Source organism: Kitasatospora setae KM-6054, from assembly GCF_000269985.1.
GTDB lineage: Bacteria > Actinomycetota > Actinomycetes > Streptomycetales > Streptomycetaceae > Kitasatospora > Kitasatospora setae.
Genome location: NC_016109.1, coordinates 1,899,709 through 1,924,398 on the forward strand (window position 1 = coordinate 1,899,709; position 24,690 = coordinate 1,924,398).

The following is a 24,690-nucleotide window of genomic DNA, read 5'->3' on the forward strand; positions in this document are numbered from 1 at the left end:
ACCCGGCCCCGCGCGGGACCGGCTCAAGCCTCGCCCTGCCCCCTCTGCCCCCTCCGCCTCCTGCCCCTCAGCCCTCCGGGCCGAGCGTCTCGGCGAGGATCCGGCGGTGCACCGGGCGGGCCCTGAGGTAGCGCTCGCGGCCCTCGTCGGTGAGCGTGATGAAGATGCCGCGCCGGTCGTCGACGCAGTGCGTGCGCTCGACCAGGCCGGCCTTCTCCAGCCGGGCGACCAGCCGGGAGAACGCGCTCTGGCTGAGGTGGACGGTGGCCGCCAGGGTCTGCGCGCGCTCGCCGAGGTCGGGGTTCTGCTGCTCGAACTCCCTCAGCCGCTCGAGCAGTTCGAACTCGCTGACGCCGAGCCCGTACGCCTCGCCCAGCTCGCGGTCGATGGCGCAGGCGGTGGCCGCGTGGCGGGCCAGCAGGGCGCGCCACTGCTCGCTGAGCGCCGTCTCCGCGGCGGGATCGCGGTCTGGGTCGAAGTCGGTCACGCCGCCAAGGTAGCACATGCGCACGCATCTGTTGCATCCACATTAAATGCGCTTGCATCCCATGCACATGCATGTAGCGTTCCGTGCCATGACCGACACGACGGTGACCGACCAGACGGTGACCCACACGCCAGCCGCCGACCCGCCCGTGACCGACACCCGTTGGAGCCCCCGCGTCTGGGGCGCCCTGGTGGTCCTGTGCGCCGCGATGTTCCTGGACGCGCTCGACGTCTCGATGGTCGGCGTCGCCCTCCCCTCCATCGGCGCCGACCTGCACCTGTCCGACTCCGCCCTGCAGTGGGTGGTCAGCGGCTACGTGCTGGGCTACGGCGGCCTGCTGCTGCTCGGCGGCCGCGCGGCCGACCTGCTCGGCCGGCGCCGGGTGTTCCTGGTCGCGCTGGCCGTGTTCGCCGGCGCCTCGCTGCTCGGCGGGCTGGTCGACAGCGGGCCGCTGCTGATCGGCGCCCGCTTCCTGAAGGGCGTCAGCGCCGCGTTCACCGCCCCGGCCGGCCTGTCCATCATCACGACCACGTTCCCGGAGGGCCCGGCCCGGAACCGGGCGCTGTCCATCTACACCACCTGCTCGGCCGCCGGCTTCTCGCTCGGCCTGGTGATCAGCGGCCTGCTGACCTCGGCCGGCTGGCGGCTGACCTTCCTGATGCCCGTCCCGGTCGCGCTGATCGCGCTGCTGGCCGGTGTCAAGCTGCTCCCCCGCCGCACCGAGGAGCGCCCGGCCTCCGGCGGGTACGACGTGGCGGGCGCGATCACCGGCACCGCGGCGGTGCTGCTGCTGGTGTTCACGGTGACGGAGGCCCAGGGCGCGGGCTGGCTGTCGCTACGCACCATCGGGTCGCTGCTGCTGGCGGCGGCGCTGGCCGCGGCCTTCCTGCTGATCGAGGCCCGCACCGCCCACCCGCTGGTCCGGCTCGGCATCTTCCGGGACGCCGGGGTCCGCCGGGCGAACCTCACCGCGCTGACCCTGATGGGCAGTTACGCGGGCTTCCAGTTCGTCGCCACGCTCTACCTGCAGCGGCTGCTCGGCTGGTCGGCGCTGGAGACGGCGCTCGGGCTGCTGCCCGGCGGCGCGCTGGTGGCCCTCTCGGCCGGCGCGGTCGGCCGGCTGCTGGACCGCTTCGGCGCGGCCCGCGTCCTGCCGGTCGGCGTGGCCTCGATGGTCCTCGGCTACGCGCTGTTCCTCCGGCTGGACGAGCACAGCGGCTTCGTCGGCCTGGTGCTGCCGAGCATGCTGCTGATCGGTGCGGGCTTCGCGCTGGCCTTCCCCTCGATCAACGTGGCGGCGACCTCCGGCGTGTCCGACGACGAGCAGGGCCTGGCCTCCGGCCTGGTGAACACCGCGCTCCAGGTCGGCGGCGCGATCGTGCTGGCCGTGACCACGGCGGTGCTCACCGCGGGCAACGGCGGCGGCACCGACGCGCACGCCCAACTGGCCGGGTACCGACCGGCGTTGCTGCTGGTGACGGGCACCACCGCGCTCGGCCTGCTGATCGCCCTGACCGGCGCGCTCCGCTCCGGCGGCCGCAAGGCAGCGGCCGCCCCGGCCCCGGTGCCGGACTACAGCTACCCGGCCGCGAACTCACCGGCCGCGCGGAGCACGGCGAAGACGGTGACCGAGGAGGAGGTGCTGTCGGAGCGCTGACACCGAGCCCGGCCCGGGCGGTCGACCCCTCGCCGCCCGAGACGTTCCCGAGGCGCCCCGACGACGTGTCGGAGGACCCGGCTCCACCAAACCCCCGTGTTGGTGGAGCCGGTGCGCCGTCCGCGCCAGGCCGGGAAACCGGCGGTGCGGACTTCGGAGCAGACACCATGGCAGTTCACCGGGCCACGGTCAATCCACCGGACCGGCCCGAGACCCAACCGTCGCCCACCACAGGGAGGATGACACCGGGGCCCGCGCCGCCACCCCACCCCGCGCACGCCGCCCGCACGCCTCGCGGACACCGGCGCACGCCCGGGCCCGGGCCCGGAGCGACAGCCGCCCCCCGCGGCCGCACCACCCCACACCTGCCGGCCCCGCCCCTATCGCCCCGCCCCCGCCGGCCCTACCCGTGCCGGCCCGCCCCCTGTCGGCCCCGCCGCTCCCGGCCGGACCGCCACCGCCCCTGTCACTACTGGCTCTTGAGGATCGTCTGCAGCAGGTCGAGGGTCTGCTGCGGGGTCAGGCTGTCGACGCACAGCCGCTCCATCACCTGCAGGTACTCGTCGACGTCGTCGCGCTTGTCCAGGTAGAGCGCGCTGGTGAGCTGCTCCAGGTAGACCACGTCGGGCAGGTCCTGCTCGGGGAACCGCAGCACCGAGAAGGCGCCGCTCTCCCCGGCGTGCGCGCCGAACCGGAACGGCATCACCTGGACGACCACGCTGGGCAGTTGGGCCAGCTCGACCAGGTGCTCCAGCTGGGCCCGCATCACCTCGGGGCCGCCGACCGGGCGGCGCAGCGCGGCCTCGTCGATGACGGCCCAGAGCTTGGGGCCGAGGCCCTCGGTGAGCAGCTTCTGCCGGCGGGTGCGCAGGGTGACCCGGCGGGCGATCTCCGCCTCGTCGAGGGCGGGCCGGTTCTGCGCGAAGATCGCCCGGGCGTACTCCTCGCCCTGGAGCAGGCCGGGGATGAACTGCACCTCGTAGGTGCGGATCAGCGCGGCGGCCTCCTCCAGGCCGATGTAGGTCTGGAACCAGTTGGGCAGCACGTCGTTGTAACTGTGCCACCAGCCCGACTTGTTGGCCTCGCGGACGAGCGCCAGCAGGGCCTCCCGGTCGGGGCCCGCGGCGAGCCCGTAGAGGCTGAGCAGGTCGGCGACGTCGCGCTCCTTGAAGGAGACCCGGCCCAGTTCCATCCGGCTGATCTTGGACTCCGAGGCGCGGATCGCGTAGCCGGCGTCCTCACGGGTGATGGCGCATCCTTCGCGGAGCCGGCGGAGCTGGGAGCCGAGGAGGATGCGGCGCACCATCGAGCCCCCGCCGGGCTGAACTGTGGTCATCGGACCAAACCTCCACTTGGACGGACCAGTTGCACAGTCTGCCATCACTTGGACGCAGTGAGTGCCGGTAGTGGCGGGGCGGGCTACGCTTCGGCCACTTCGGGTCCATCTTGCACGTGCATCCGGAGCATGCATATGCCAATCGCACGACTGCACGTGAATCGACTCTTGCATCTGCCGGGAGCGCAGAGGACCATGGTGCACGTGCACTTGCACGCCCTGGCAATCCCGCGGGCTCCGCGTCGACCCCATGCGCGAATCCGCACACCCTCCCGGCAACGCCCGCGCGTCGCTGGGTACTTGTGTGTGCGGACCGGTCGGCCCGGCGGCCCGGCGGCCGAGCGAGTCGGAGGTGACCGGCATGACCCCGGTGGGTCCCGCCGTGTCCGCCCCCTTATGGGAGGAGCTCTTCATGAGCACCGGTACGGTCCTGGCGACCGACCCTCATGTGGTCAGCTGCACCCTCGCTCCCCGCTTCGAAGCCGTACGCACCGCGCGGGAGTTCACCCGGCGCTCGCTGGACGCCTGGGGGCTCGGGGAGATCTTCGACGACGTGGCCCTGGTGGCCTCCGAGTTGGTGACCAACGCGCTGCGGCACGCGCTCGGCCAGCACGAGCCGTCCCGGGTGCCCGCCCAGGCCGTCCCGGCGCCGGCCGCCGGAGCGCTGCCGATCCGGATCAGCCTGGTGCACCGGACCCCGCAGGTGGTCTGCGCGGTCAGCGACCCGTCCAGCGCGGGCCCGATCGCCCGGGAGGCCGACTTCGTGGCCGAGTCCGGCCGCGGCCTGCACCTGGTGGACTCCTTCTCCCGCTCCTGGGGCTGGCACCCGCTGGCCGGCGCCGGCAAGGTGGTCTGGGCGGTGTTCGACGCCCGCGAGAGCGCCCCGGACCCGGAGCCGCTCCCGAACCCCGGCCGGCACCGCCGCTCCGCCTGAACCGCCCGAACCACCCCGGGGCCGCCTCCCGCACCAGCCGGGAGCCGGCCCCGCACCGAATCCCGAACCGAGCCCCGAGCCCGCTCCGGGTTCGCAGGGCCCGACCCACTCCCGAAAAGCCACGCCTGACACGACGTCAGCCACCGCCGAACACGAAGGCCGTCGCGGGAGATCCCCACGACGGCCCGGGTGTACGGTCCTTGACGCTCCGTCAGGGCGTTGCGGCCAGGTGGTCGAACTCCCCGTCCTTCACGCCGAGCAGCAGCGCGTCGATCTCCGCCCGGGTGTAGACCAGCGCCGGACCCTGCGGGAAGCGCGAGTTGCGCATCGCCACGTCGCCGTTCGGCAGCGCGGCGAACTCCACGCAGTTGCCCTTCGAGTTGCTGTGACGGCTCTTCTGCCAGACCACCCCGTCCAGCTCGGTCGCCGGCATGCCGTTGTACGCCTCATTCATTGTTTTCTCCCCTAAGCCCGGCGAATGCCTCACTTGACGTGATGATAGCCCGCCTGCACGTGCATCAGCATGGGAAATTTCCTGTGCAGAGGAACGTGCCGATGCCGACACCAAGCCTTCACAGCACCGTAATTGACGGTGCGTAAGCGGACACACCCGGGCGAAACGTCAGCCACTCCATGACCGTCCGCACACAGCCGTCAGCGCGTTGTCGATCATCACCACCTACAACGCGGTTCACAGGCAGTCACGATTCGCACTGTGATCACTGTCACTTCCCGTCCGAAAGCCGCCCGCTGTCGGCATCCGACTGCAACGCGCGTGGAGACATGTCCTACGATCTGGCCCATGAGCACCGCAGCCATCCCGGGCGCGCCACTGCCCGTCCGTACGCCAGGCTCCCGTGCGCGGGGGCGCCACCGCCGTCCCGAGCGCCCCGAGATCGCGGCCGGTTCGCCTGCCCTGGTGCTGGCGGTCCCGGCCGTCGCCGGGCCGGAGAGCCGTCCGGTCGTCGAGGAGCTGCTGTCCATCGTCCGCACCGAGCAGGCCGGCATCGAGGTGACGGCGGCCTACCTGGGCGGGGAGGACGCGCCCACCGTGGCCGACCTGCTGGCGGCGGCGGCCGAGGCGGGCCTGCCCGCGCCGGTGGTCGTCCCGCTGGTGCCCGGACCGCACGACTTCCTGCCCGAGCTGCACAAGCTCGCCGCCGAGTCCGGCGCGCAGGTGCTGGACCCGCTGGGCCCGCACCCGCTGCTGGCCGAGGCCGTGCACGTGCGGCTGTCCGAGGCCGGGCTGGCCCGGGCCGACCGGGCCCGGCTGTTCGCCATCGCCACCGCCGCGGACGGCGTGGTGCTGACCACGGTCGGCGGCGAGGAGGCCGCCGCCTCGGCCGGCATCACCGGCGTCCTGCTGGCCTCCCGGCTGGCCGTGCCGGTCGTCCCGGCCGCGCTGGACGTGCCGGGCTCGGTCGCCGCGGCCGTGGCGCACCTGCGGGCCACCGGCTCCGAGCGCCCCGCGCTGGCCCCGCTGGTGATCGGCCCGGAGGCCGACACCGAGCTGCTGGCCACCGCCGCCGAGGAGACCGGCTGCGCGAGCGCCGCCCCGATCGGCGCGTACCCGACCGTGGGTCAGCTGATCGCCTCCGCCTACCTGGCCGCGCTCCCCGAGCCGACCCAGGAGCAGCTGGAGGCCGCCGAGGCGGCCGCCGCCGAGCAGCGCACCGGTTCGGGGGCGCACGCGGCGCGCTGACGCCGACCAGGGACCGCGACGGGCGGGAGCAGCGAATCGACGCGCTCCCGCCCGTCGTGCTGTGCCGCCCGGACGGGAGCGCGGCCCCGCTTCGGACCCCGCGCCCGCCTCAGGCCCTCAGCGCCTCAGCCCCTCAGACCCCGACCCGCCCGGTCTTCGGCGCGCTGTCGGTGAAGGCGAGCGAGGGCAGCGCGACCGCCCGCGGCGGGGTGGGCGCGTCGACCGGCCCGGTGGCCGCCAGCCCCTGGCCCGCGCCGCCCCCGCCACCACCGCCGCTCCCGCCGCCCCCGCCGCCCCCGCCGCCCCCGCCACCACCGCCGCCCCCGCCACCACCGCCGCTCCCGCTCTTGCCGAGCGTGACGGCCTGCGCCTGCCCGGCGGGCCGGTAGAGGATCCGCTCGGGTTCGGGCGCCTCCGGGTCGAGCCACAGTTCGCTGCCCTTGGCGCCGCCGAACTCGCAGTCCAGCACCGCGATGTCGTCGGGCTTGCCGTCGCCGGTGGCCCGGAACGCCACGCCGGCCTTGCGGTAGCCGGTCAGCCGGCTGCGGCTGAGCGTGACGGACTCGCCGGCCAGCTGGTGCTTGAGGGTGGCCACCGCGTAGTCGGACTGCCCGGCGGCGTCGATCAGCAGCCCGTCGAAGACGGTGCCCTTGTCGCGGCCGAGCGCGTGCACGGCGATGCCGCCGGACGCGTTCCCGTACAGCACCGAGGCGGTGTAGTCGAAGTCGTTCAGGTAGGCGCCGTGCTCGATGCCCCAGCCGCCGTTGTGGTAGGCCGCGAACTGGGTGACGGTGTGGTGGTGCTCGGCGTTGAGCCAGACGAAGATCCCGTTCTCCAGGTTGTTGTGCGCCAGGCAGCGTTCGAAGGTCCAGACGCCCTCGCTGGTCTCCGGCCACTCGTAGCCGGACGCGCCGGTGGCGCCCTGGACGCCGACGGCCACGCAGTCCCGGGCCGAGGAGCCCGTCCCGGCGCCGAGGCTGAAGCCGGTGAGCCGGTAGCCGCGCGGGTTGGGCTCGTAGACGGTGCGGGAGGCGACGCAGCCCTCGTAGGCGATGTCGTCGGACGGGCCCTGCGGGGTGCGGGTGTCGAGCGGCCCGTCCCACCAGTACGCGTCCTCCCAGGTGTTGTGGGCGATGCAGCCGCGGAAGGTGATGCCGTGGCTGGCGTGCGGCACGAACGCGTGGCTGCCGGTGTCGCGGACCACCACGCCCTCGACGACGGTGCCGCGCGAGGTGTCCAGCAGCATGTGGAAGTGCAGCCCGTACCGGCCGAGCACCGGCTCGGTGACCGGTTTGCCGTTCCAGCTGTCCTTCCCGTCGGTGCGCGGCCCGAGCCAGCGCAGCGCGGCGTGCCGGACGTCGGCGGGCCGGCTGGAGGTGAGGTGGACGTGCGCCCGGCCCTGCTCGGTGCCCTCGATCCGGACGTTGCGGCTGAGGTTGAGCACCTCCGCGCCGAAGGTCGCCCCGCCGCCGGTCGCCACCCTCGGGTGGGCGTTCTTCAGCGGGCCGGTGAGCGTGACGGTGGCGCCGTCCACCTGCTTGACGGTGACCAGGTCGTACGAGGTCGAGAAGTCGTCCCGGTCGGGCGGCGCGGTGGGGGTGACGGCCAGCTCGTCGCCGGGCTGCCAGCCGGTGGGGGCGGTGGCCAGCCTGATCGTGCTGTCGCCGGGCTTCAGCGCGTCGGCGGCGCGGGTCCAGGCGGTGCGGGGGGCGCCGTCCAGCCGCAGGTAGCCCTGGCCGGTGACCCACAGGCCGGTGTCGGTGTCGACCAGGCCCATCCCGCCGCCCGCGTAGCGCCGCTCGTCGACGTTCGGGAAGCGCAGCGTGTGGGTGTGCGCGCCGTCGGGGGCGAGCGCCAGCGTGCCGCGCACCTCGACGTTGCCGGCGCTGGCCAGGGTCAGCGACCGGTCGGCGGCGAACACCAGCGAGCCGGTCTTCTCCACCAGCAGCGAGCCGACCTGCGCGTCGGCGTCCAGCACCACCTTGTCGGCGATCCGCACCGCGCTGCCGGGCCCGGGCACCTTGCCGCCCCAGCCCTTGGCGTCCGACCAGTTCCGGCCGCTCCGGTCGACCGGCGGCGGCTGCGGCGCGGACGGGTCGGGGCTCGCCGAGGCGGGCGGCGGGCCGCCGGTGCCGTGCTGGTGCCCGCCCGCGGGCGTGCTGCCGCCGGGCGGGGCCGGCCGGGCCGAGGTCTCGTCCGCGCCCGCCAGCGACTGCCGCAGCACCACTCCCCCGCCGAGCGCCGCCACCGTCCCGACCGCCAGCCAGGTCAGCATCCTGCGCCGCCCCACCAGCGGCCGCCGGTGCCGGTGCCGGACGGCCGGGGTCTGCTCGCTGTTCCGCTGCTCTTCCACCTCGGCCGCCCTCCCGGGGCCCGCAACCCTGAGTCGTCGGGGGCAGCTTAGGCACGGCCGCCACCCGGACACGTCATGTTCCGGACGGGGTAAGCATCCTGGCGTAGCACCTCCGGACGCCCGTTCGGGAACGTTCGATTCCGCCCGGGCGTATCACCTGATTGACCGTCAACTCACCTTCCCCGCAGAGGAACGGACCGGCCATGGCGAAGACGCCCACCCCCGAGGAGCGCCACCGGTTCGCCTCGACGCGTGCGCAGCAGGGCGGCTTCACCGCGATCCGCTCGCTGGCCCGGTTCGGCGTGGACCCGGTCCTGGCCGCCGACTACGGCCGCCCGCCCGGCTTCGGCACGGCGGTGGAGGCGATCGCCGAGATCGCCGAGACGCACCACCTGCTCACCCTCGCCTCGGCGCACCGGCGCGACTGGCCGCCCACCCTGCCGGAGCGCTTCGCCTGGCGGCACGCGGGCCCGCTGGGCCGGTGCTGGCTCTCCTCCTGCGCCACCGACTACGGCTGGCCGCCCACCGCGGAGCTCCCGCCGCCCGGGCGGGGCGGGGCGGCCGAGTCGGCGGCCGTGCGGGAGCTGGAGGTGCTCCGGCGGGCGGGCGCCGCCGCGCTCGACTCCGGTCGGCGCGCCCTGTTCCCCGTCCCGCTCCGGCCGCTGCGCACCCTGCACGCCGTCGCCGCGGCCGGCATGGCGGAGGTGTACCGGCTGGCCCGCCGGGGCCTGCCGCTGCCCGCCGAGGGGAGCGGCTTCGCCCACCTGGACGCGGAGCCGCCGGGCCCGTGGGCGCGGATCGAGGCCATCACGGACACCTGCCACCGGCTGCACGCGCCCGCCGACCTCCCGCCCGGCCTGCGCGGGCCGCTGGCGGCGCTCAGCCTGCGGTACGCCGCCCGGGAGGCCCGGTCCGCGGCCGGGGGCGAGTGGCTGAGCGCGGCGCGGTCGCGGAAGGACGCTTCCCGACCGGAATTCTGACGGCCCGTCCGGAAAAAGGAATTCGGCCGGACCGCGAGAACCCGCCGCCCCGCCCCGGGGTCGACTCCGCTCCGGCCCCCCTGGAAATAACGCCATCAAATGGACAATTCACCGGCGTGCCGTCCGACCAGAGGGGCATCAACGACTCATATGGCAACCAAAGCCCTTTAACACCCAAAACGGTCACAAGATCCACCTTTTCCTGACGCTCCCGCAGCCCCCGCCAGCGGCAACGGAGTTCCGCCCGGAATTCTTGATCACCTTTTCCGGGGCCCGGAAAACCTTTCCCGGATATTTGCCATTCGCCCTTGAGTCCGCTTAATCTCCTGCCCACGTTCGTGGACACACGGACCCAGCCCACCCGGAACGCCGAGTCCTGCCGCCGGGTGGGTCGGCTCATGCACAACGCACCACGGCAGGGGCGGGGGAACCAGGTAAGTCGCCCCGGGCGGTCGCAGGACCGCACGGGGCTTGGGGTGAAGCCGGGCGCACCGCGAGGTGTGCTCGGCCGGGCGACTCCGGCCCGAATCCGACAGCTCACCTCGCAGGCGTGGGAGAGGAACGCTCCTTCATGCTGCCCATCAGCTCCAAGAACGCCCGCCGCCTGATCGCCACCACCGGCGTCGTCGGCATCGGCCTCACGATTCCCTGCCTGACCGCCGGTTCCGCCTCCGCGGCCACCGTCGCCACCTGGGACAAGGTCGCCCAGTGCGAGTCCAGCGGCAACTGGTCGATCAACACCGGCAACGGCTTCTACGGCGGCCTGCAGTTCACCGCCTCCACCTGGGCCGAGTTCGGCGGCACCGCGTACGCCTCGCGCGCCGACCTCGCCACCAAGGAGCAGCAGATCGCCACCGCCGAGAAGGTGCTGGCCGTCCAGGGCCCCGGCGCCTGGCCCGTCTGCTCCGTCCAGGCCGGCCTGACCAAGGGCGGCGCGGCCCCCCAGGTCGACACCTCCGGCTCGTCCGGCAACTCGTCGTCCTCGTCCTCGTCGTCGTCCTCGAACTCGACCGGCTCCACCCAGTCGCCGTCGCCGTCGCAGTCGCAGTCCGGCGGCACGGACAAGTCCCAGCACTCCTGGTCGCAGTCCCGCCACCAGAACCAGTCCCAGCCCCAGGCCCAGGCGCAGCCCCAGGCCGAGCAGAGCACCCCGGCCGCGACCGACCAGTCGGCCGGCACCTACACCGTGGTGGCGGGCGACTGGCTGTCCGCGATCGCGCAGAGCCAGCACGTGGACGGCGGCTGGCAGAAGCTGTACGACCTGAACCGCTCGGTCCTCACCGAGGGCCCGGACATGATCTACCCGGGTCAGCAGCTCGCCCTGGGCGGCACCGCGACCGCGACCGCGCAGCCGCAGCAGTCCGCCCCGGCCACCAAGTCGTCGAACGGCTCCTCCTACCAGGGCTCGTCCTGGAAGAGCGGCCGCACCGGCGGCAAGGCCGGCGCCTCCACGGCGACCACCGCGGCCAAGAGCGCCACCGGCACCGCCACCACCGCCACCACCGAGGCCAAGACCGCCACCGCCACCACCGCCGTCAAGGCGACCGGTTCCAAGGCCGCGGCGATCGACTTCGCGCTGTCCAAGCTCGGCCAGGCGTACGTCTACGGCGGCACCGGCAACGGCGGCTGGGACTGCTCGGGCCTGACCCAGGCCGCGTTCCGCCAGGCGGGCATCAGCCTGCCGCGGGTCGCCGCCGACCAGGCCGACTACGCGACCCGGGTGTCGCTGGACAGCCTGCAGCCGGGCGACCTGCTGTTCTGGTCGAGCAACGGCGCCAACTCGGGCGTCTACCACGTCGCGCTGTACGTGGGCGACGGCAAGTACGTCGAGGCCGCGAACCCGCGCTCCGGCGTCCGCACCGAGACCGTCGCGAACTGGGCCCCGGACTTCGCGGGCCGCGTCTGATCCGCGAGCGGTGGAGCACCGCTGCCCCCGGAGACCCTGGTCGGCTCCGGGGGCAGCGGCCTATTCTCGGCCGGGACCGATCGACTGGACGAACCCGGGAGCCGGAACCATGGCGAAAGTGACCGTCACGCTGGACGCGGACCTGGCGCTGGAGGCGATGCTGCGCCTCGGCGCGACCAATCCGCAGGACGCGGTGGAGCTGATCGTGCGCGACTACCTGGCGACCGACCGCCGCACCGAGGCCCGCACCGGCGGCCCGCGCGACGCGGACCGCCTGCAGGCCCCGGCGCCGCCCGCCCAGGAGGGCTGATCCCGGCAACCCCCGTCCCACCCAAGCAACTTACTCTCTAGTAAGTTTACCGGCGAGTACCTACCCTGGGCGAACCCCCATCCCACCCAAGGGAGTTCGCTCATGGCACACCCCCTCGCCCGTGCCGCGCGCAGCGGCCGCCTGGCGCCCCCGCCCGTCGAGGTGCGCCGGGCCGGCGGCCGGGTCGTCGAGGCCCGGGCGGCGCACCTGGTGCCGCCGCCCGACCGCGGCAGCCTCGCCGACCTGCCGTTCCGCAACGCCGAGCAGGCGCCGGACGCCGTCGTCCTGACGATCCGTCAAGGCGACGGATCCTGGCGGGACGTGACGGCCCGCGCGTTCGCCGACCGGGTCGCCGCGCTGGCCCGCGGCCTGATCGCGGTCGGGGTCCGCCCGGGCGCCCGGCTCGTCCTGATGGCGCGGACCAGGTACGAGTGGACGCTGCTGGACTTCGCCGCCTGGGCGGCCGGCGCCTGCGTGGTGCCGGTGTACCCGACCTCCTCGGTCGAGCAGGCGGAGTGGATCGTCCGGGACTCCGCCCCGGTGCTGGCGGTCGCGGAGGACGCCGGCACCGCCGAGGCGCTGGCCGTGGCGATCGCCCGGACCGGCGGCCGGGTGCCGCTGTGGCGGCTGGACGAGGACGCGCTCGACCGGCTGGCCGGGCTCGGCGCGGCCGTCCCCGCCGAGGAGCTGGTGCGCCGCCGGGCGGCCCTCGGCCCGGACGACGAGGCGACGCTGATCTACACCTCGGGCACCACCGGCCGCCCCAAGGGCTGCCGGCTCACCCACGGCAACTTCCTCACCGAGGCGGCGAACTGCCACGCCCTGCTGGAGCCGGTCTTCGCCGAGGTGACCGGCGAGCCGCCGCGCACCCTGCTGTTCCTGCCGCTGGCGCACGTGCTGGGCCGGATGATCCAGGTGACCTGCGTGTACGGCCGGATCCGGATCGGCCACAGCCCGTCCCTGAAGCCGGCCGAACTCCGGCCCGACCTGGCCTCGTTCGGCGCGACCTTCCTGGTCGGGGTGCCGTACCTGTTCGAGAAGATCCACCAGCTGGGGCGGGCCGAGGCGCAGGCGAAGGGCGCGGTGCGGGTCTTCGACCGGGCGGCGGCGGTCGCGGTGCGCTACGCCCGGGCCGAGCTGGCGGCGCTCGCGGGCGAGGGCCGGCCCGCGCCGCCGGCGCTGCGGCTGGCGCACCGCCTGTACGACGCGCTGGTGTACCGGCGGGTGCGGGCGGCGATGGGCGGCCGGGTGCGGTACGCGATCAGCGGCGGCTCCTCGATCGACCCGGAGCTGCTGCTGTTCTTCGCGGGCGCCGGGGTGCTGGTGTACGAGGGCTACGGGCTGACCGAGAGCAGCGGCCCGTCCACGGTGAACCCGCCGCTGCGGCCGCGCCCGGGCACGGTGGGGCCGCCGGTGCCGGGCGGCGCGGTGCGGATCGCGGCGGACGGCGAGGTGTTCCTGAGCGGCGGCCAGGTCTTCGACGGCTACCACGAACCGGGAGCGCCCCGGCGGCCCCGGCCGGGTCCGGAGTGGTTCGCGACCGGCGACCTGGGCCGGCTGGACGAGGACGGCTACCTGACCATCACCGGCCGGAAGAAGGAGATCCTGGTGACCTCCGGCGGCAAGAACGTCTCGCCCGGCCCACTGGAGGACCGGCTGCGCGCCCACCCGCTGATCAGCCAGGCCCTGGTGGTCGGCAACGGCCGCCCGTACGTGGCCGCGCTGCTCACCCTGGACCCGGAGGCGGTCGAGCACTTCCTCGAACTGCGGCCGCGAACCGGCCCGGCCGAACAGCCCGGTGGCGGCAGCGTCGACATCGGCAGTGCCGTCCCGGTGCACCACGCGGTGCTGACCGCGCTGGCCGAGGCCGTCCGGGCCGTCAACTCGACGGTCTCCCGGGCCGAGTCGATCCGCCGGATCCGGGTGGTGGCGGGCGACTTCACCGAGGAGCGCGGCCTGCTGACGCCCTCGCTGAAGGTCCGCCGGCAGGCCGTCGGCACCGCCTACCGCCGCGACATCGAACAGCTCTACGCGTGACAACGGCCCGGCCCCGGGAGGACGCGCCTCCCGGGGCCGGACCGAGGCCAGACCGGGGCCGAACCGCACGCCTCAGCCGTTGCGCGGACCGGACCCGGTCGAGCCGCGCATCACCAGCTCGGGCTGGAACATGAACTCGGAGCGCTGCGCCGGGTTCCCGCCGACCTCCTCCAGCAGGGCGTCGACGGCGGCGGTGGCCATCGCCTCGACCGGCTGCCGGACGGTGGTCAGCGGGGGTTCGGTGAACGCTATCAACGGCGAGTCGCCGAACCCGACCACCGAGACGTCCTGCGGCACCGAGAGCCCGCGCTGCCGGACGGCCCGGATCGCGCCGAGCGCCATCATGTCGGAGCCGCAGACGATCGCCGTGCAGCCCTTGTCGAGCAGCGCCTGCGCGGCGGCGTGCCCGCCCTCCACGCTGAACAGGGTGTGGTGGACGAGTTCCTCGGCCTGCTCGGCGGTGCGCCCGGTGAGCTGGCGCAGCGCGGCGGTGAAGCCCTCGATCTTGCGCAGCACCGGGACGTACCGCTTCTGGCCGACCGCGAGGCCGATCGTCTCGTGGCCGAGTTCGACCAGGTGCTGGACGGCCATCCGCATGGCGGCCCGGTCGTCCGGGGAGATGAACGGCGCGGCGATCTTCTCGCTGTAGCCGTTGATCAGCACGAACGGCACCTGCCGGCCGGTGAGTTTGGCGTACCGGTCGTGGTCGGCGGTGGTGTCGGCGTGCAGTCCGGAGACGAACACGATGCCGGCGACGCCGCGTTCGACCAGCATCTCCACCAGTTCGTCCTCGGTGGAGCCGCCGGGGGTCTGGGTGCAGAGCACCGGGGTGTAGCCGTGCCGGCTGAGCACCTGTTCGATGACCTGGGCCAGCGCGGGGAAGATCGGGTTGCTGAGTTCCGGGGTGATCAGGCCGATCAGCCCGGCGCTGCGCTGGCGCAGCCGGGTGGGCCGTTCGTACCCGAGCACGTCGAGTGCGGCCAGGACGGTCTGCCGGGTGGTCGCGGAGACGCCCGCCTTGCCGTTGAGGACGCGGCTGACGGTGGCTTCGCTGACCCCCGCCTGCGCCGCGATGTCGGAGAGTCGCGCCGTAGTCACGATCCCAGAGCCTATTGCAACCACGTCAGACCGCCCACCATGCGGTGCTGTCGGCGGGGATTTCGACGTCGCCCGCCGTGCCGGCCGTCTCGGTGGAGGCGAGCAGCAGTCGGCCGGGGGCGGGGATCCGGACCGGCCGGCCGGTGGTGTTGACGGTGCACACGAACGATCCTTCGGCGGCCTCGCGGCGGAAGGCCAGCACGCCCGCGGGGGCGGGCAGCCACTCGACGTCGGTGCCGGCGCCGAGCGCGGGCTGGGCGCGGCGGACGGCGAGCGCGGAGCGGTAGAGCTCCAGCGTCGAGGTCGGGTCACCGGTCTGGACCTCCACCGAGAGCCCGGCCCATTCGGCGGGCTGCGGCAGCCAGCTGGGGCCGCCCTCGCGCGGGCCGAAGCCGTAGGGCGCGGCGGTGCCGGACCACGGGATCGGGACCCGGCAGCCGTCGCGGTAGCCGTCCTGCCCGGCCTGCCGGAAGAAGGACGGGTCCTGGCGGACCTCGTCGGGCAGGTCGGTGACGTCCGGCAGGCCGAGCTCCTCGCCCTGGTAGAGGTAGGCGGAGCCGGGCAGCGCGAGCATCAGCAGGCTGGCGGCGCGGGCCCGGCGCAGGCCGAGGGCGCGGTCGCCGGGGGTGCGGATCTGGGTGCCGAGGCCGGGCGGGTTGGCGAACCGGGTGGCGTGCCGGGTGACGTCGTGGTTGGAGAGCACCCAGGTGGTGGGGGCCTGCACCGGGCGCATCGAGTCGAGCGAGGCGTCGATCACCTCGCGCAGCGCGTCGGCGTCCCAACCGGTGCCCAGGTACTGGAAGTTGAACGCCTGGTGGAGTTCGTCGGGGCGGACGTAGTTGGCGGTGCGCTGGACGGTCGGGGTCCACGCCTCGGCGACGCCGATCCGGTCGCCGGGGTACTCGTCGAGGATCTGCCGCCAGCTGCGGTAGATGGCGTGCACGCCGTCCTGGTCGAAGAACGGCATGACGTCGTTGCCGAGCAGCTTGAGCTGGTCGTGGCCGCCGAGGTCGGGCAGGCCGGGGGCCTTGACCAGGCCGTGGGCGACGTCGATCCGGAAGCCGTCGACGCCCATGTCGAGCCAGAACCGCAGGATGGAGCGGAACTCGTCGGCGACGGCCGGGTTGTCCCAGTTGAAGTCGGGCTGCTCGGGGGCGAACAGGTGCAGGTACCAGTCGCCGGGGGTGCCGTCGGGGTCGGTGGTGCGGGTCCAGGCCGGGCCGCCGAAGATGGACTCCCAGTCGTTGGGCGGCAGTTCGCCGTCCTCGCCCTTGCCGGGGCGGAAGTGGTAGCGCTCGCGCAGCGGGGAGCCGGGGCCCTCGCGCAGCGCGCGCTGGAACCACTCGTGCCGGTCGGAGGAGTGGTTGGGGACCAGGTCGACGATGATCCGCAGGCCCAGCGCGTGGGCGTCGCGGATCAGCCCGTCGGCGTCCAGCAGGGTGCCGAACATCGGGTCGACGGCCCGGTAGTCGGCCACGTCGTAGCCGGCGTCGGCCTGCGGGGAGGCGTAGAACGGCGAGAGCCAGACCGCGTCCACGCCCAGGTCGCGCAGGTAGGGCAGCCGGCTCCGGATGCCGGGCAGGTCGCCCATGCCGTCGCCGTTGCCGTCGGCGAAGCTGCGCGGGTACACCTGGTAGATGACCGCGTCCCGCCACCAGCCGCCTCTGGAGGCCCCGGCGGTCGCGGCGGTCCGAGCGGCGGGAACGGCGGCGGGCCGGGAGGCGTCGGCCAGGTTCTGGGTCATTGGACGGTCATCCCTCGGAGGCTGTGGAAGTGACGTGTGGGAGGTGGCGCGGGGCGGGGCCGGTCAGGACTTCGCGGCGCCGGCCGTCAGGCCGGTGACCAGGTGCCGCTGCACGAGGTAGAAGACGACCGCGGCGGGGATGGCGATCAGCACCGAGGTGGCGGCCATCAGCTGCCACTGGTGGTCGTGCTCGCTGACGAACGAGGACAGGCCCACGGCCAGCGTGTACTTGTCGGACGAGAGCATGAAGGTCGAGGCGTAGGCGACCTCGCCCCAGGCGGTGAGGAAGGAGTAGAACGCGGCCACCGCGAGGCCCGGGCGGGCCAGCGGCAGGATCAGCCGCCAGAAGGTGCCGATCGGGGAGAGCCCGTCGACCCGGCCGGCCTCGTCGATCTCCATCGGGATGGTGTCGAAGTAGCCCTTCAGCAGCCAGGCGCAGTACGGCACCGTGGTGGCCGAGTAGACCATGATCAGGCCGCTGTAGCTGTCCAGCAGGCCGAGGTTGGACAGGATGTAGTACATCGGCACGATCAGCACCGCGATCGGGAACATCTGGGTGACCAGCAGGGTCCACATCAGCTGGCGGTAGCCGGGGAAGCGCATCCGGGAGACCGCGTAGCCGGTGGAGGCGGCGATCAGCACGCCGACCAGGGTGGTGCCGCCGGCCACGATCGCCGAGTTGCCGAACCAGGTGAAGAACCCGGTGTCGCCCATCACCTTGCCGTAGTTGGCGAAGGTCATCTTGTCGAAGATCTTCGCCGGGTGCAGGTAGTCGTTGTCGTCCGGGCCGAGCGAGATGTACGCGATGTACAGCACCGGGAACAGCGCGACCAGGCTGGCGGCGATCAGCGTGCCGTGCGCGAGCACGGACGCCAGCGGGGAGGACCGGCCGCGCCGGCGGACCTTGGCGGGGCGTCCGGCGGTGGCCGCTCCGGCGGCCGGGCGGTCGGCGGGACGGTCGGCGGGGCGGTCGGCGGTGAGTGTCATGGGGCTGCCTGCCTGGTCGGGTTCCTCGGTCTGGGGGACGGTCTCGGCGCTCATCCGTTGGCCTTCTCGTTCCGGGCCAGCCAGCGGCGGTAGAAGCCGGTGAAGACGATCAGGATCGACAGCAGCAGGATCCCGTAGGTCGCGGACTGCGCGTAGTCGGAGGGCTGCTGCCCGAAGCCGAGGCGGTAGGCCCAGGTGACCAGGATCTGCGCGTCGGGGGCGCCGGAGCCGAACAGCAGGAAGATGACGGCGAACTGGTTGAACGTCCAGATCACGCCGAGCAGCACGACGGTGGAGGAGACGGTCCGCAGGCCGGGCATGGTGACGTGGCGGAACCGCTGCCAGGCGCTGGCGCCGTCCATCTCGGCGGCCTCGTACAGCTCCTGCGGGATCGACTGGAGTCCGCCGAGCAGCGAGATCATCATGAACGGCACGCCGACCCAGGTGTTGACCAGGATCGCGGCGGCCTTCTGCGCCAGCGGGTCGGAGAGCCAGCCGGGTTCGGGCAGGTGCAGCAGGCCGAGCAGGCCGTTGACGGCGCCGCCGTCGGCGAGCATCAGCCGCCAGGAGAAGACGGTGACGAAGGTCGGCACCGCCCAGGGCAGGATCAGCACCAGCCGGTACAGGCCGCGGCCGCGCATCTTGCGGTTGAGCAGCAGCGCCAGGCCGAGGCCGATGCCGTAGTGCAGGACGACGCAGATCGCGGTCCAGGCGACGGTCCAGATGAAGTGCGACCAGAACCGGTCGTAGGCGGTCGGCCCCCACAGCACGTCCGCGTAGTTGTCCAGCCCGACGAAGTCGAAGCTGTCGGGGATGTGGTTGACGCCGATCTGCCGGCCGACGTTCAGGCTGGTGGCGTTGGTCAGGGTCAGGTAGACGCCGCGCACCAGCGGGTACCCGACCAGCACCCCGAGGACGATCACGACCGGCGCGATCATCGCGTACGCGTACCAGTACTTCGAGTACGACAGCCTGATGCGCTGTGCGACCGCAACTGCCATGGGTTGACACCTTCTCCGGGAGGTCCGCCGCCTGCCTCGGCGACTGCTGGGGGTCTGACGGGTCCGCCCGGCCCACCGTCAGGTGTGGGCCGGGCGGCCGGTCCGCTTACTTGGTGAAGTCCGGGAGGAGCTTCGCGTAGTCGGTGGCGGTGGCGTCGAGGCCGGCCTTGACGTCCGACTGGTCCTGGACGATCTTGCCGAGGTTGGTCCCGAAGGAGCCGAACAGCGAGGCGTACTCGGGCAGTTCGGGGCGCGGCTGGGCGGAGCTCAGCACGGCCTGGAAGTCGGCGATGCCGGGGTTGGCCTTGACCTCGGCGGTGTAGGCGTCGGCGCGGGTGGGCAGGGTGCCGTTCTTCAGCGCGAGGAAGGTCTGGCTCTCGGCGGAGGTCAGGAACCCGGCGAGCTTCTCGGCGGCGGCCTTGTGGGCCTTGTCGGAGCCGGCGTAGACCGAGATGTTGTGGCCGCCGGTCGGGGCGCCGCCCTTGCCCGCGGAGCCGTTCGGGACGGCCGCGATGCCGAGGTTCTTCTTGTCGGCGAAGGCGGCGCCCTTGTAGACGTTGGTGACCTCCCAGGGACCCTGGATGATCGCGGCGACCTTGCCGCTGTTGAAGGCGTCCATCATGTGCGCGTAGGCGTCGGTGGTGACGTCGGCCTTCACGGTGCCGGGCGAGGTGAACATCGACTTGTAGGTGTCGATCGCCTTGGCGGCCTCGGGCGAGTTGACGGTGATCTTCTTGCCGGCGGCGTCCACCATGTTGCTGCCCTCGCCGTACAGGAACGGCATCGCGTAGTAGCCGTCTGCGGCCTTCAGCCAGAAGCCGTCGACGCCGGCCTTCTCCTTCAGCTGCGCGGCGTCGGCCTTGAGCTCGTCCCAGGTGGTGGGGGGCGCGGTGATGCCGGCCTTGGCGAAGAGGTCCTTGTTGTACATCAGGGCGAGGGTGTCGGTGACCAGCGGGACGCCGTAGGTCTTGCCCGCGTACTTGGCCTGCTGGATCAGCGAGGGCTGGAAGGCGGCGGCGTCGGTCAGCGCCGGGGTGCCGTCCAGCGGCTCCAGGTAGCTGGCCTTGGCGAAGGCGGAGGTCCAGCCGACCTCGGAGCGGAAGACGTCCGGCGCGCCCTTGGCGCCCATCGCGGTCTGCAGCTTGTTCTGCGCCGTGTCGAACGGCACGTTGACGAAGTTGACCTTGATGTTCGGGTTCGCGGCCTCGAACTTCTTGACCAGCTCCTGGTAGTTCGGAGCCTCGTTGGTGGCGTTCGAGGTGTCCCAGTAGGTGATGGTGACCGGTCCGCCGTCGCCCTTGGCGTCCGAGCCGGAGCCGCTGCTGCCGCAAGCCGCCATGGTGACCGCCAGAGCCGCAACGAGAGCGGAGGCCGCGATGCCACGCCGCATGGAAACTCCTAGGAAAGGTGGGGGTGCCCGAGATGGAGGAGGACGGCGCATAATGGCTGTCCGAAGCCGACCGCACGTTTCGGCCGCCGGGCTTGAGCAGGAACGTAACAGCGCGGCAAGCGTTGCTGAAAGGTCTTGCAGCAAGTTTCCGCAAGATGACGGGGATCGTTACGCCCACGTGTCCTTAGAGTTGCCGCCGCGCGTCTTGACCATCCGTCGCCTTTCGGAAACTCCTTGCAATCGGCGCGCGCGAAAGAGGCCCCCGGGAGCAGCGCTCCCGGGGGCCTCCGGACGGACGGGGCGGGGCTAGCCGGCGGTGCCCAGCCGCAGCACGGTGGTGGAGCGGAACTCCTGCCCCGGCCGCAGCTCGGTCGACGGGTACGACGGCTGGTGCGGCGAGTCCGGGTGGTGCTGGGTCTCCAGCGCCACCCCGGCGTACGGGCCGTAGGCCGTGCCGGACGGGCCGGTGACCGCGCCGTCGAAGCCGTTCGCGGTGTACACCTGGAGGCCGGGCTCGGTGGTCAGCACCTCCAGCGTCCGCCCGCTGCCCGGGTCAGCCAGCAGCGCGGCCCGCACCGGCGGCCCGTCCGCGGGGCGCTCGCGCAGCACCCAGTTGTGGTCGTAGCCGCGGGAAAGTTTCAGCTGCGGGTGCCCGTCCCGGATGCGCTCGCCGATCGCCCGGGCGGTGGTGAAGTCGAACGGGGTGTCCGCCACCGGCTCGTACGGGCCGTACGGGACCTGCCGGTCGTCGACCGGGGTGTAGGCGTCCGCGTCGACGGTCAGCAGGTGGCCGAGGACGTCGCCGCGGCCCTCGCCGGCCAGGTTGAAGTAGGCGTGGTTGGTCAGGTTCAGCACGGTCGGCTTGCTGGTCACCGCCCGGTAGGAGACGGCCAGGTCGGAGCCGGTGAGGGTGAACTCGACCCAGACGTCCAGCGCCCCCGGGAAGCCCTGGTCGCCGTCGGGCGAGTGCAGGTGCATCCGGACGCCGCCGGGGATCTCCTCGGCGTCCCAGACCCGGTGCGAGAAGGAGTCGGGGCCGCCGTGCAGGGTGACGCCGTGGCCGGTGGGCAGCAGCGGGTGGTCCACGCCGTCGACGGTGATCCGGCTGCCCGCGATCCGGTTGGCGTACCGGCCGACGGTGACCCCGTAGTGCTTGGCCGGGCCGAGCAGGGTGCCCACGTCCTCGCTGGTCAGCAGCAGTTGGGCGGGGGTGCCGTGCCGGTCCGGCGCGGTCAGGGTGTGCAGCGCGGCGCCCAGCGTGATCACGCTGGCCTCGATCGGGCCGGACCGCAGCGTCCAGCGCTCCAGGCCCATCCCGGCCCCGGAGTGGTCGTACGGTGCCCGGCGCACCTCGGTGGACTCGGCCGGCGCGGTCATGGGGCTGCTCCTCGGTTCGTGATCACCCTGTCCGGTCAGCGTAGCCCGACCGGGCGCGCGGACCGGCGACCCGCCCCGCGCGCCCTCCCCGCGCGGCGGGCCGCTCCCCCGCACCGCCGGCCGCCGGGCCCGCGCACCGTCAGCCGCCCTGCCCCGGACCGTCGGCCGGGAACCCGAGCGCGTCCGCCAGCCCCTCGGGACCGGTGCCGAGCTTGCGGTGGACGGCGGCCAGCCGCTGCTTGACGACGCCCAGCGGGAGTTGCAGCTCCTCGGCGATCCGCTGCGGCGGCAGCGCCCGCACCGCGAGCCGGGCGACCGCGAGCTCCTGCGGGTTGAGGGTGTCCTTGGCCGGGGACTGCGGGCGGCTGGGCCGCAGCCCGGCCGAGGCGAGCACGTTGCGGGCCCGCACCTCCAGGCCGTCGGCGCCGCAGTGCTTGGCCAACTCCATGCCCTGGTACAGGTGTTCCTCGGCCTCCAGGCTGCGGCCGACCTGCACCAGCGCGGCGCCCAGGTCGATCAGCGCGTGCGCGTGCTCGTAGCTGGCCGGGGAGCGGCCCAGCCAGCCGACCGACTCCTGCAGCAACTCGACGGCGTGGGCGCCCTCCCAGACGCTGGCGGCCAGCCGCAGCGCGGTGCCGATCGCCGACGGCGAGCCGGACTCCCGGGCCCGGGCCACCGCGTCGTCGCCGTTCTTCCGGGCCGACGGCAGGTCGAGCCCGGCCATCGCGACCGCCAGGTAGCCGGCCCACGGGGCGTGCACGGTCGAGCGCCAGCCGCGCTTGTCCAGCCGGGTGCCGGTCTCGGCCAGCACCTCGACCGCCATCGCGTGGTCGCCGCGCGAGATCAGCAGCTTGCCGTAGATGGTGGCGACGTCCGGCAGCAGCAGCGCGGTCTGGTGGTACGGCGGCAGGAAGCGGTACTTGACCGCGACCTCCCACGCCTCGTGGTCGCGGCCGCGGGAGAGCAGGGTGTCGATCAGCGCGCCGGCCAGGTTCCAGGTCAGCGGCAGGCCGGTGCCCATCCGGTCGGCGATCCGCAGGCCGCGGCGCAGGAAGTCCTCGGCCTCCGGGAGGAAGCCGCGGCGCAGCCGGGCGTAGCCCATCAGGAAGTAGGCGAAGCCGCGGTGGCCGCCGCTCCAGCCCGCGATCTCGAACTCCAGGATGGCGGAGCTGAACAGCTTCTCGGCGCGGCCGAGTTCGTCGTTGTAGGCGAAGCAGAGGCCGAGCAGCGCGGGCAGTTCGAAGTTCCAGGTGGTGTTGGTCCAGCCGAGGCTGCGCGGCAGCCGGCCGTCGACCAGCGCGGCGTCGGCGGCCCGCAGCGCCTCGGTGCTGCTGCCGCCCTGCAGGGTGAGGTCCCAGGCGTAGAGGGCGCGGACGGGTCGGGCGGCCTCGCTGTCGGGGTCGACCTCCTCGACCAGCCGGCGGACCCGGGCGGCGCGCTCGGGGCCGTTCTCCTCGTCCCGCTGGAGGGCGGTGTACAGCAGGTGGGCGACCAGCAGCCGGACCCGGCCGGGGCCGGCGGGGGCGCGCTCGGACTCGTCCAGGCAGAGCGCGGCGGCGGTGCTCAGGTCGCCGCTGTGGGCGATCACCTCGGAGAGCCGGAACACCGCCTCGACCCGCAGGTCGGGGCTGAGTCCGGGTTCCATGTCGATGGCGCGGCGCAGCTGGTTGGCGGTGGCGCCGGGGTCGGTGAGCAGGCTGGCGCAGGCGAGTTCGAACAGCACCTCGGCCTGGTCCTCCTCGTCCGGCGGCTCGTTGAGGGCGCGCTCCAGACAGCGGCGGGCGGCTTCCGGCGCGCCGATCGCGAGGTTCTCGGCGGCGGCCCGGCGCAGCTTGCGCACCATCGCGTCGTCGCCCTCGCCGGGGTGGGTCTCCAGCAGGTGGCGGGAGGCGGTCAGCAGCGAGCCGCCGCTGTTCTCGATCACGGTGGCGGCCATGCCGTGCATGCCGGTGCGGGTGCTGGGCGGGATCGACTGGTAGATCGAGGTGGCGATCAGCGGGTGGACGAACTCCAGCCTGCCGTCGGGCTGGCTGGTGAGCACCCGCATCCGGCGCAGCACCCGGACCGACTCGTCGGCCTGCGCGGGGCCCTGGGCGCAGATCGCGGCGGCCACGTCCTCGCGGATCTCGGTGCCGAGCAGCGCGGCCGCCCAGGCGAACCGGATGACGGTGATGCCGAGCTTGTCCAGCCAGTAGTCGCGGCCCTGCCCGCGGGCGGCCGCGGCCAGGTCGCGCAGCCGGGGCGAGTTCTCCTCGACCGGTTCGAGGTTCTGGTCGCGGACCTCGCGCAGCAGCGCGACGGTGTCGTACGGGGCGCCGGCGGTGACCGCCCAGACCTGGCGGCAGAACGCGTCGTCGGCCTCGGCGAACTCGCCGTGCACGATGGCGGCCACCGACACCGGGTTGAGCGGCAGCAGTTCGTGCTTGCGGGCGGCCCGCTCGGCGATCTGCGCGGCGAGCGGCCTGGCCTCCTCCTCGAACTCGTGCCGGTAGGCGAAGACCAGCAGCACCGGCAGTTCGCGGGCGCGCACCGCGAAGGAGGCCAGCCAGGTCAGCGACTCCTGGTCGACGGCGTGCAGGTCGTCGACGATCACCACCAGCGGGGCGCGCCGGGGCGCGAGCTGGGTGATGACGAAGTCCAGGCCGTCGCGGACGCTCTGCGGGTCGAGCATCCGCTCGACCTCGTCGGACGGCGGGGCCAGGCCGACGGCGGGCGCGACGATGTTCTCCCAGCTGCCGAACACCTCCTTGTGCTCGGCCTCGTCGAGGTCGCTGAGCACCGGCAGGAGCAGTTGCCGCAGCACCCGGAACGGCTCCTTGCGCTGGCGCTCGCTGCCCCGGGCGAACAGCACGGTGGAGTCCTGGCGGGCGCCGGCGATCCGGCGGACCTGTTCCAGCATGGAGGTCTTGCCGATGCCCGGGGAACCGGAGAAGACCAGCAGTTCGCCGATCTTCAGTCCGCCCGCGGCGAATTCCCGGCACAGTTTCTCCACCGCCTGCTCGACGGAACGCAGTTCCTGTTCGCGTTCCCACAGCCGATGGCCGACCTCATCCGCGCCGGCTTCCCGCCCCTGCGGCCCGTTCTGCTCTTCGGCCACGTCCGTCGTCCCTCCGCCTCACCGTCCGGCTCTCCGCTCCCGACCTTAGCGCCGTCGCGGGCCGCGCGGGCGGCGTTCGTGCAGGCAGGGGTGCGTGACGCAGGGTTAGAAGGCTTTGCCTCGGGCAAATGCCTTACCAGCCAGGACATCTGACGATCCGATCGGATAACTTTCAGGCCACGAAGGTGTAGTCGATCTTCAGGGGGGAAGGCCAACGCGCGGGTTGCGCACCCCCATTCGCGCCCCACCGGCAACAGGCTGCTCTGGAGACACGTTGGCTGCAATACCCCCGCT

Annotated in this window: 18 protein-coding genes and 1 riboswitch; of the genes, 7 read left to right on the top strand and 11 right to left on the bottom strand. The window is 73.3% G+C overall.

What is annotated here, in order from left to right:
• Positions 1–67: 67 nt before the first annotated feature.
• On the bottom strand, positions 68–487 hold the full coding sequence (locus KSE_RS08380) for a MarR family winged helix-turn-helix transcriptional regulator (RefSeq protein ID WP_014134851.1): 420 nt from the start codon (positions 485–487) through the stop codon (positions 68–70).
• Positions 488–575: 88 nt separating this feature from the next.
• On the opposite strand from KSE_RS08380, the gene KSE_RS08385 reads away from it, so the two are divergent.
• Positions 576–2,144 carry an MFS transporter gene (locus KSE_RS08385; RefSeq protein WP_014134852.1) on the top strand — a complete coding sequence of 523 codons (1,569 nt, stop codon included), beginning with the start codon at positions 576–578 and terminating at the stop codon, positions 2,142–2,144.
• 469 nt (positions 2,145–2,613) lie between these two features.
• Here the strand turns inward: KSE_RS08385 and KSE_RS08390 are convergent, their stop codons facing one another.
• On the bottom strand, positions 2,614–3,480 hold the full coding sequence (locus KSE_RS08390; RefSeq protein WP_081539351.1) for a helix-turn-helix domain-containing protein: 867 nt from the start codon (positions 3,478–3,480) through the stop codon (positions 2,614–2,616).
• 412 nt (positions 3,481–3,892) lie between these two features.
• Between KSE_RS08390 and KSE_RS08395 the strand changes: the two genes are divergently transcribed.
• On the top strand, positions 3,893–4,414 hold the full coding sequence (locus KSE_RS08395; RefSeq protein WP_051055136.1) for an ATP-binding protein: 522 nt from the start codon (positions 3,893–3,895) through the stop codon (positions 4,412–4,414).
• 211 nt (positions 4,415–4,625) lie between these two features.
• Here the strand turns inward: KSE_RS08395 and KSE_RS08400 are convergent, their stop codons facing one another.
• Entirely contained in the window at positions 4,626–4,868 is a 243-nt protein-coding gene (locus KSE_RS08400; RefSeq protein ID WP_014134855.1) for a DUF397 domain-containing protein, read from the bottom strand.
• 348 nt (positions 4,869–5,216) lie between these two features.
• Between KSE_RS08400 and KSE_RS08405 the strand changes: the two genes are divergently transcribed.
• Positions 5,217–6,116, top strand: a complete 900-nt coding sequence (locus KSE_RS08405; protein ID WP_014134856.1) for a hypothetical protein — start codon at positions 5,217–5,219, stop codon at positions 6,114–6,116.
• A 133-nt stretch (positions 6,117–6,249) separates the two neighbouring features.
• Here KSE_RS08405 and KSE_RS08410 read toward each other — a convergent pair whose 3' ends face one another.
• Entirely contained in the window at positions 6,250–8,469 is a 2,220-nt protein-coding gene (locus KSE_RS08410) for a G8 domain-containing protein (protein ID WP_014134857.1), read from the bottom strand.
• A gap of 203 nt (positions 8,470–8,672) precedes the next feature.
• Between KSE_RS08410 and KSE_RS08415 the strand changes: the two genes are divergently transcribed.
• From KSE_RS08415 to KSE_RS08430, 4 genes are all read left to right on the top strand, one after another.
• A complete protein-coding gene (locus KSE_RS08415) occupies positions 8,673–9,449 on the top strand; it encodes a hypothetical protein (RefSeq protein WP_014134858.1) in 777 nt (258 codons plus the stop codon).
• Positions 9,450–9,845: 396 nt separating this feature from the next.
• Positions 9,846–10,015: riboswitch (cyclic di-AMP (ydaO/yuaA leader) on the top strand.
• Positions 10,016–10,020: 5 nt separating this feature from the next.
• Positions 10,021–11,355, top strand: a complete 1,335-nt coding sequence (locus tag KSE_RS45705) for a transglycosylase family protein (protein ID WP_063747508.1) — start codon at positions 10,021–10,023, stop codon at positions 11,353–11,355.
• A gap of 109 nt (positions 11,356–11,464) precedes the next feature.
• Positions 11,465–11,665: a hypothetical protein gene (locus KSE_RS08425; RefSeq protein ID WP_033260100.1), complete on the top strand. Its 201-nt coding sequence runs from the start codon at positions 11,465–11,467 to the stop codon at positions 11,663–11,665.
• A 102-nt stretch (positions 11,666–11,767) separates the two neighbouring features.
• Positions 11,768–13,702, top strand: a complete 1,935-nt coding sequence (locus KSE_RS08430; RefSeq protein WP_014134861.1) for an AMP-dependent synthetase/ligase — start codon at positions 11,768–11,770, stop codon at positions 13,700–13,702.
• A 72-nt stretch (positions 13,703–13,774) separates the two neighbouring features.
• On the opposite strand, the gene KSE_RS08435 is transcribed toward KSE_RS08430, so the two are convergent.
• The 7 genes from KSE_RS08435 to KSE_RS45710 all read right to left on the bottom strand — a co-directional run bounded on the left by KSE_RS08435 (position 13,775) and on the right by KSE_RS45710 (position 24,396).
• Positions 13,775–14,800 (bottom strand): LacI family DNA-binding transcriptional regulator, encoded by a 1,026-nt coding sequence (locus KSE_RS08435; protein WP_014134862.1) that lies wholly within the window; start codon positions 14,798–14,800, stop codon positions 13,775–13,777.
• Positions 14,801–14,825: 25 nt separating this feature from the next.
• Entirely contained in the window at positions 14,826–16,544 is a 1,719-nt protein-coding gene (locus KSE_RS08440; RefSeq protein WP_014134863.1) for a glycoside hydrolase family 13 protein, read from the bottom strand.
• 63 nt (positions 16,545–16,607) lie between these two features.
• Positions 16,608–17,531, bottom strand: coding sequence for a sugar ABC transporter permease (locus KSE_RS08445; protein WP_014134864.1), 924 nt, complete (start codon positions 17,529–17,531; stop codon positions 16,608–16,610).
• Positions 17,532–17,581: 50 nt separating this feature from the next.
• The gene (locus KSE_RS08450) at positions 17,582–18,532 is read right to left on the bottom strand and encodes a carbohydrate ABC transporter permease (protein ID WP_014134865.1); all 951 of its coding nucleotides are present in this window, start codon (positions 18,530–18,532) and stop codon (positions 17,582–17,584) included.
• A gap of 106 nt (positions 18,533–18,638) precedes the next feature.
• Positions 18,639–19,922: an extracellular solute-binding protein gene (locus KSE_RS08455; RefSeq protein WP_033260102.1), complete on the bottom strand. Its 1,284-nt coding sequence runs from the start codon at positions 19,920–19,922 to the stop codon at positions 18,639–18,641.
• 306 nt (positions 19,923–20,228) lie between these two features.
• Positions 20,229–21,299, bottom strand: coding sequence for an aldose epimerase family protein (locus KSE_RS08460; RefSeq protein ID WP_014134867.1), 1,071 nt, complete (start codon positions 21,297–21,299; stop codon positions 20,229–20,231).
• A gap of 139 nt (positions 21,300–21,438) precedes the next feature.
• Positions 21,439–24,396: an ATP-binding protein gene (locus tag KSE_RS45710; RefSeq protein WP_014134868.1), complete on the bottom strand. Its 2,958-nt coding sequence runs from the start codon at positions 24,394–24,396 to the stop codon at positions 21,439–21,441.
• Positions 24,397–24,690: the final 294 nt, after the last annotated feature.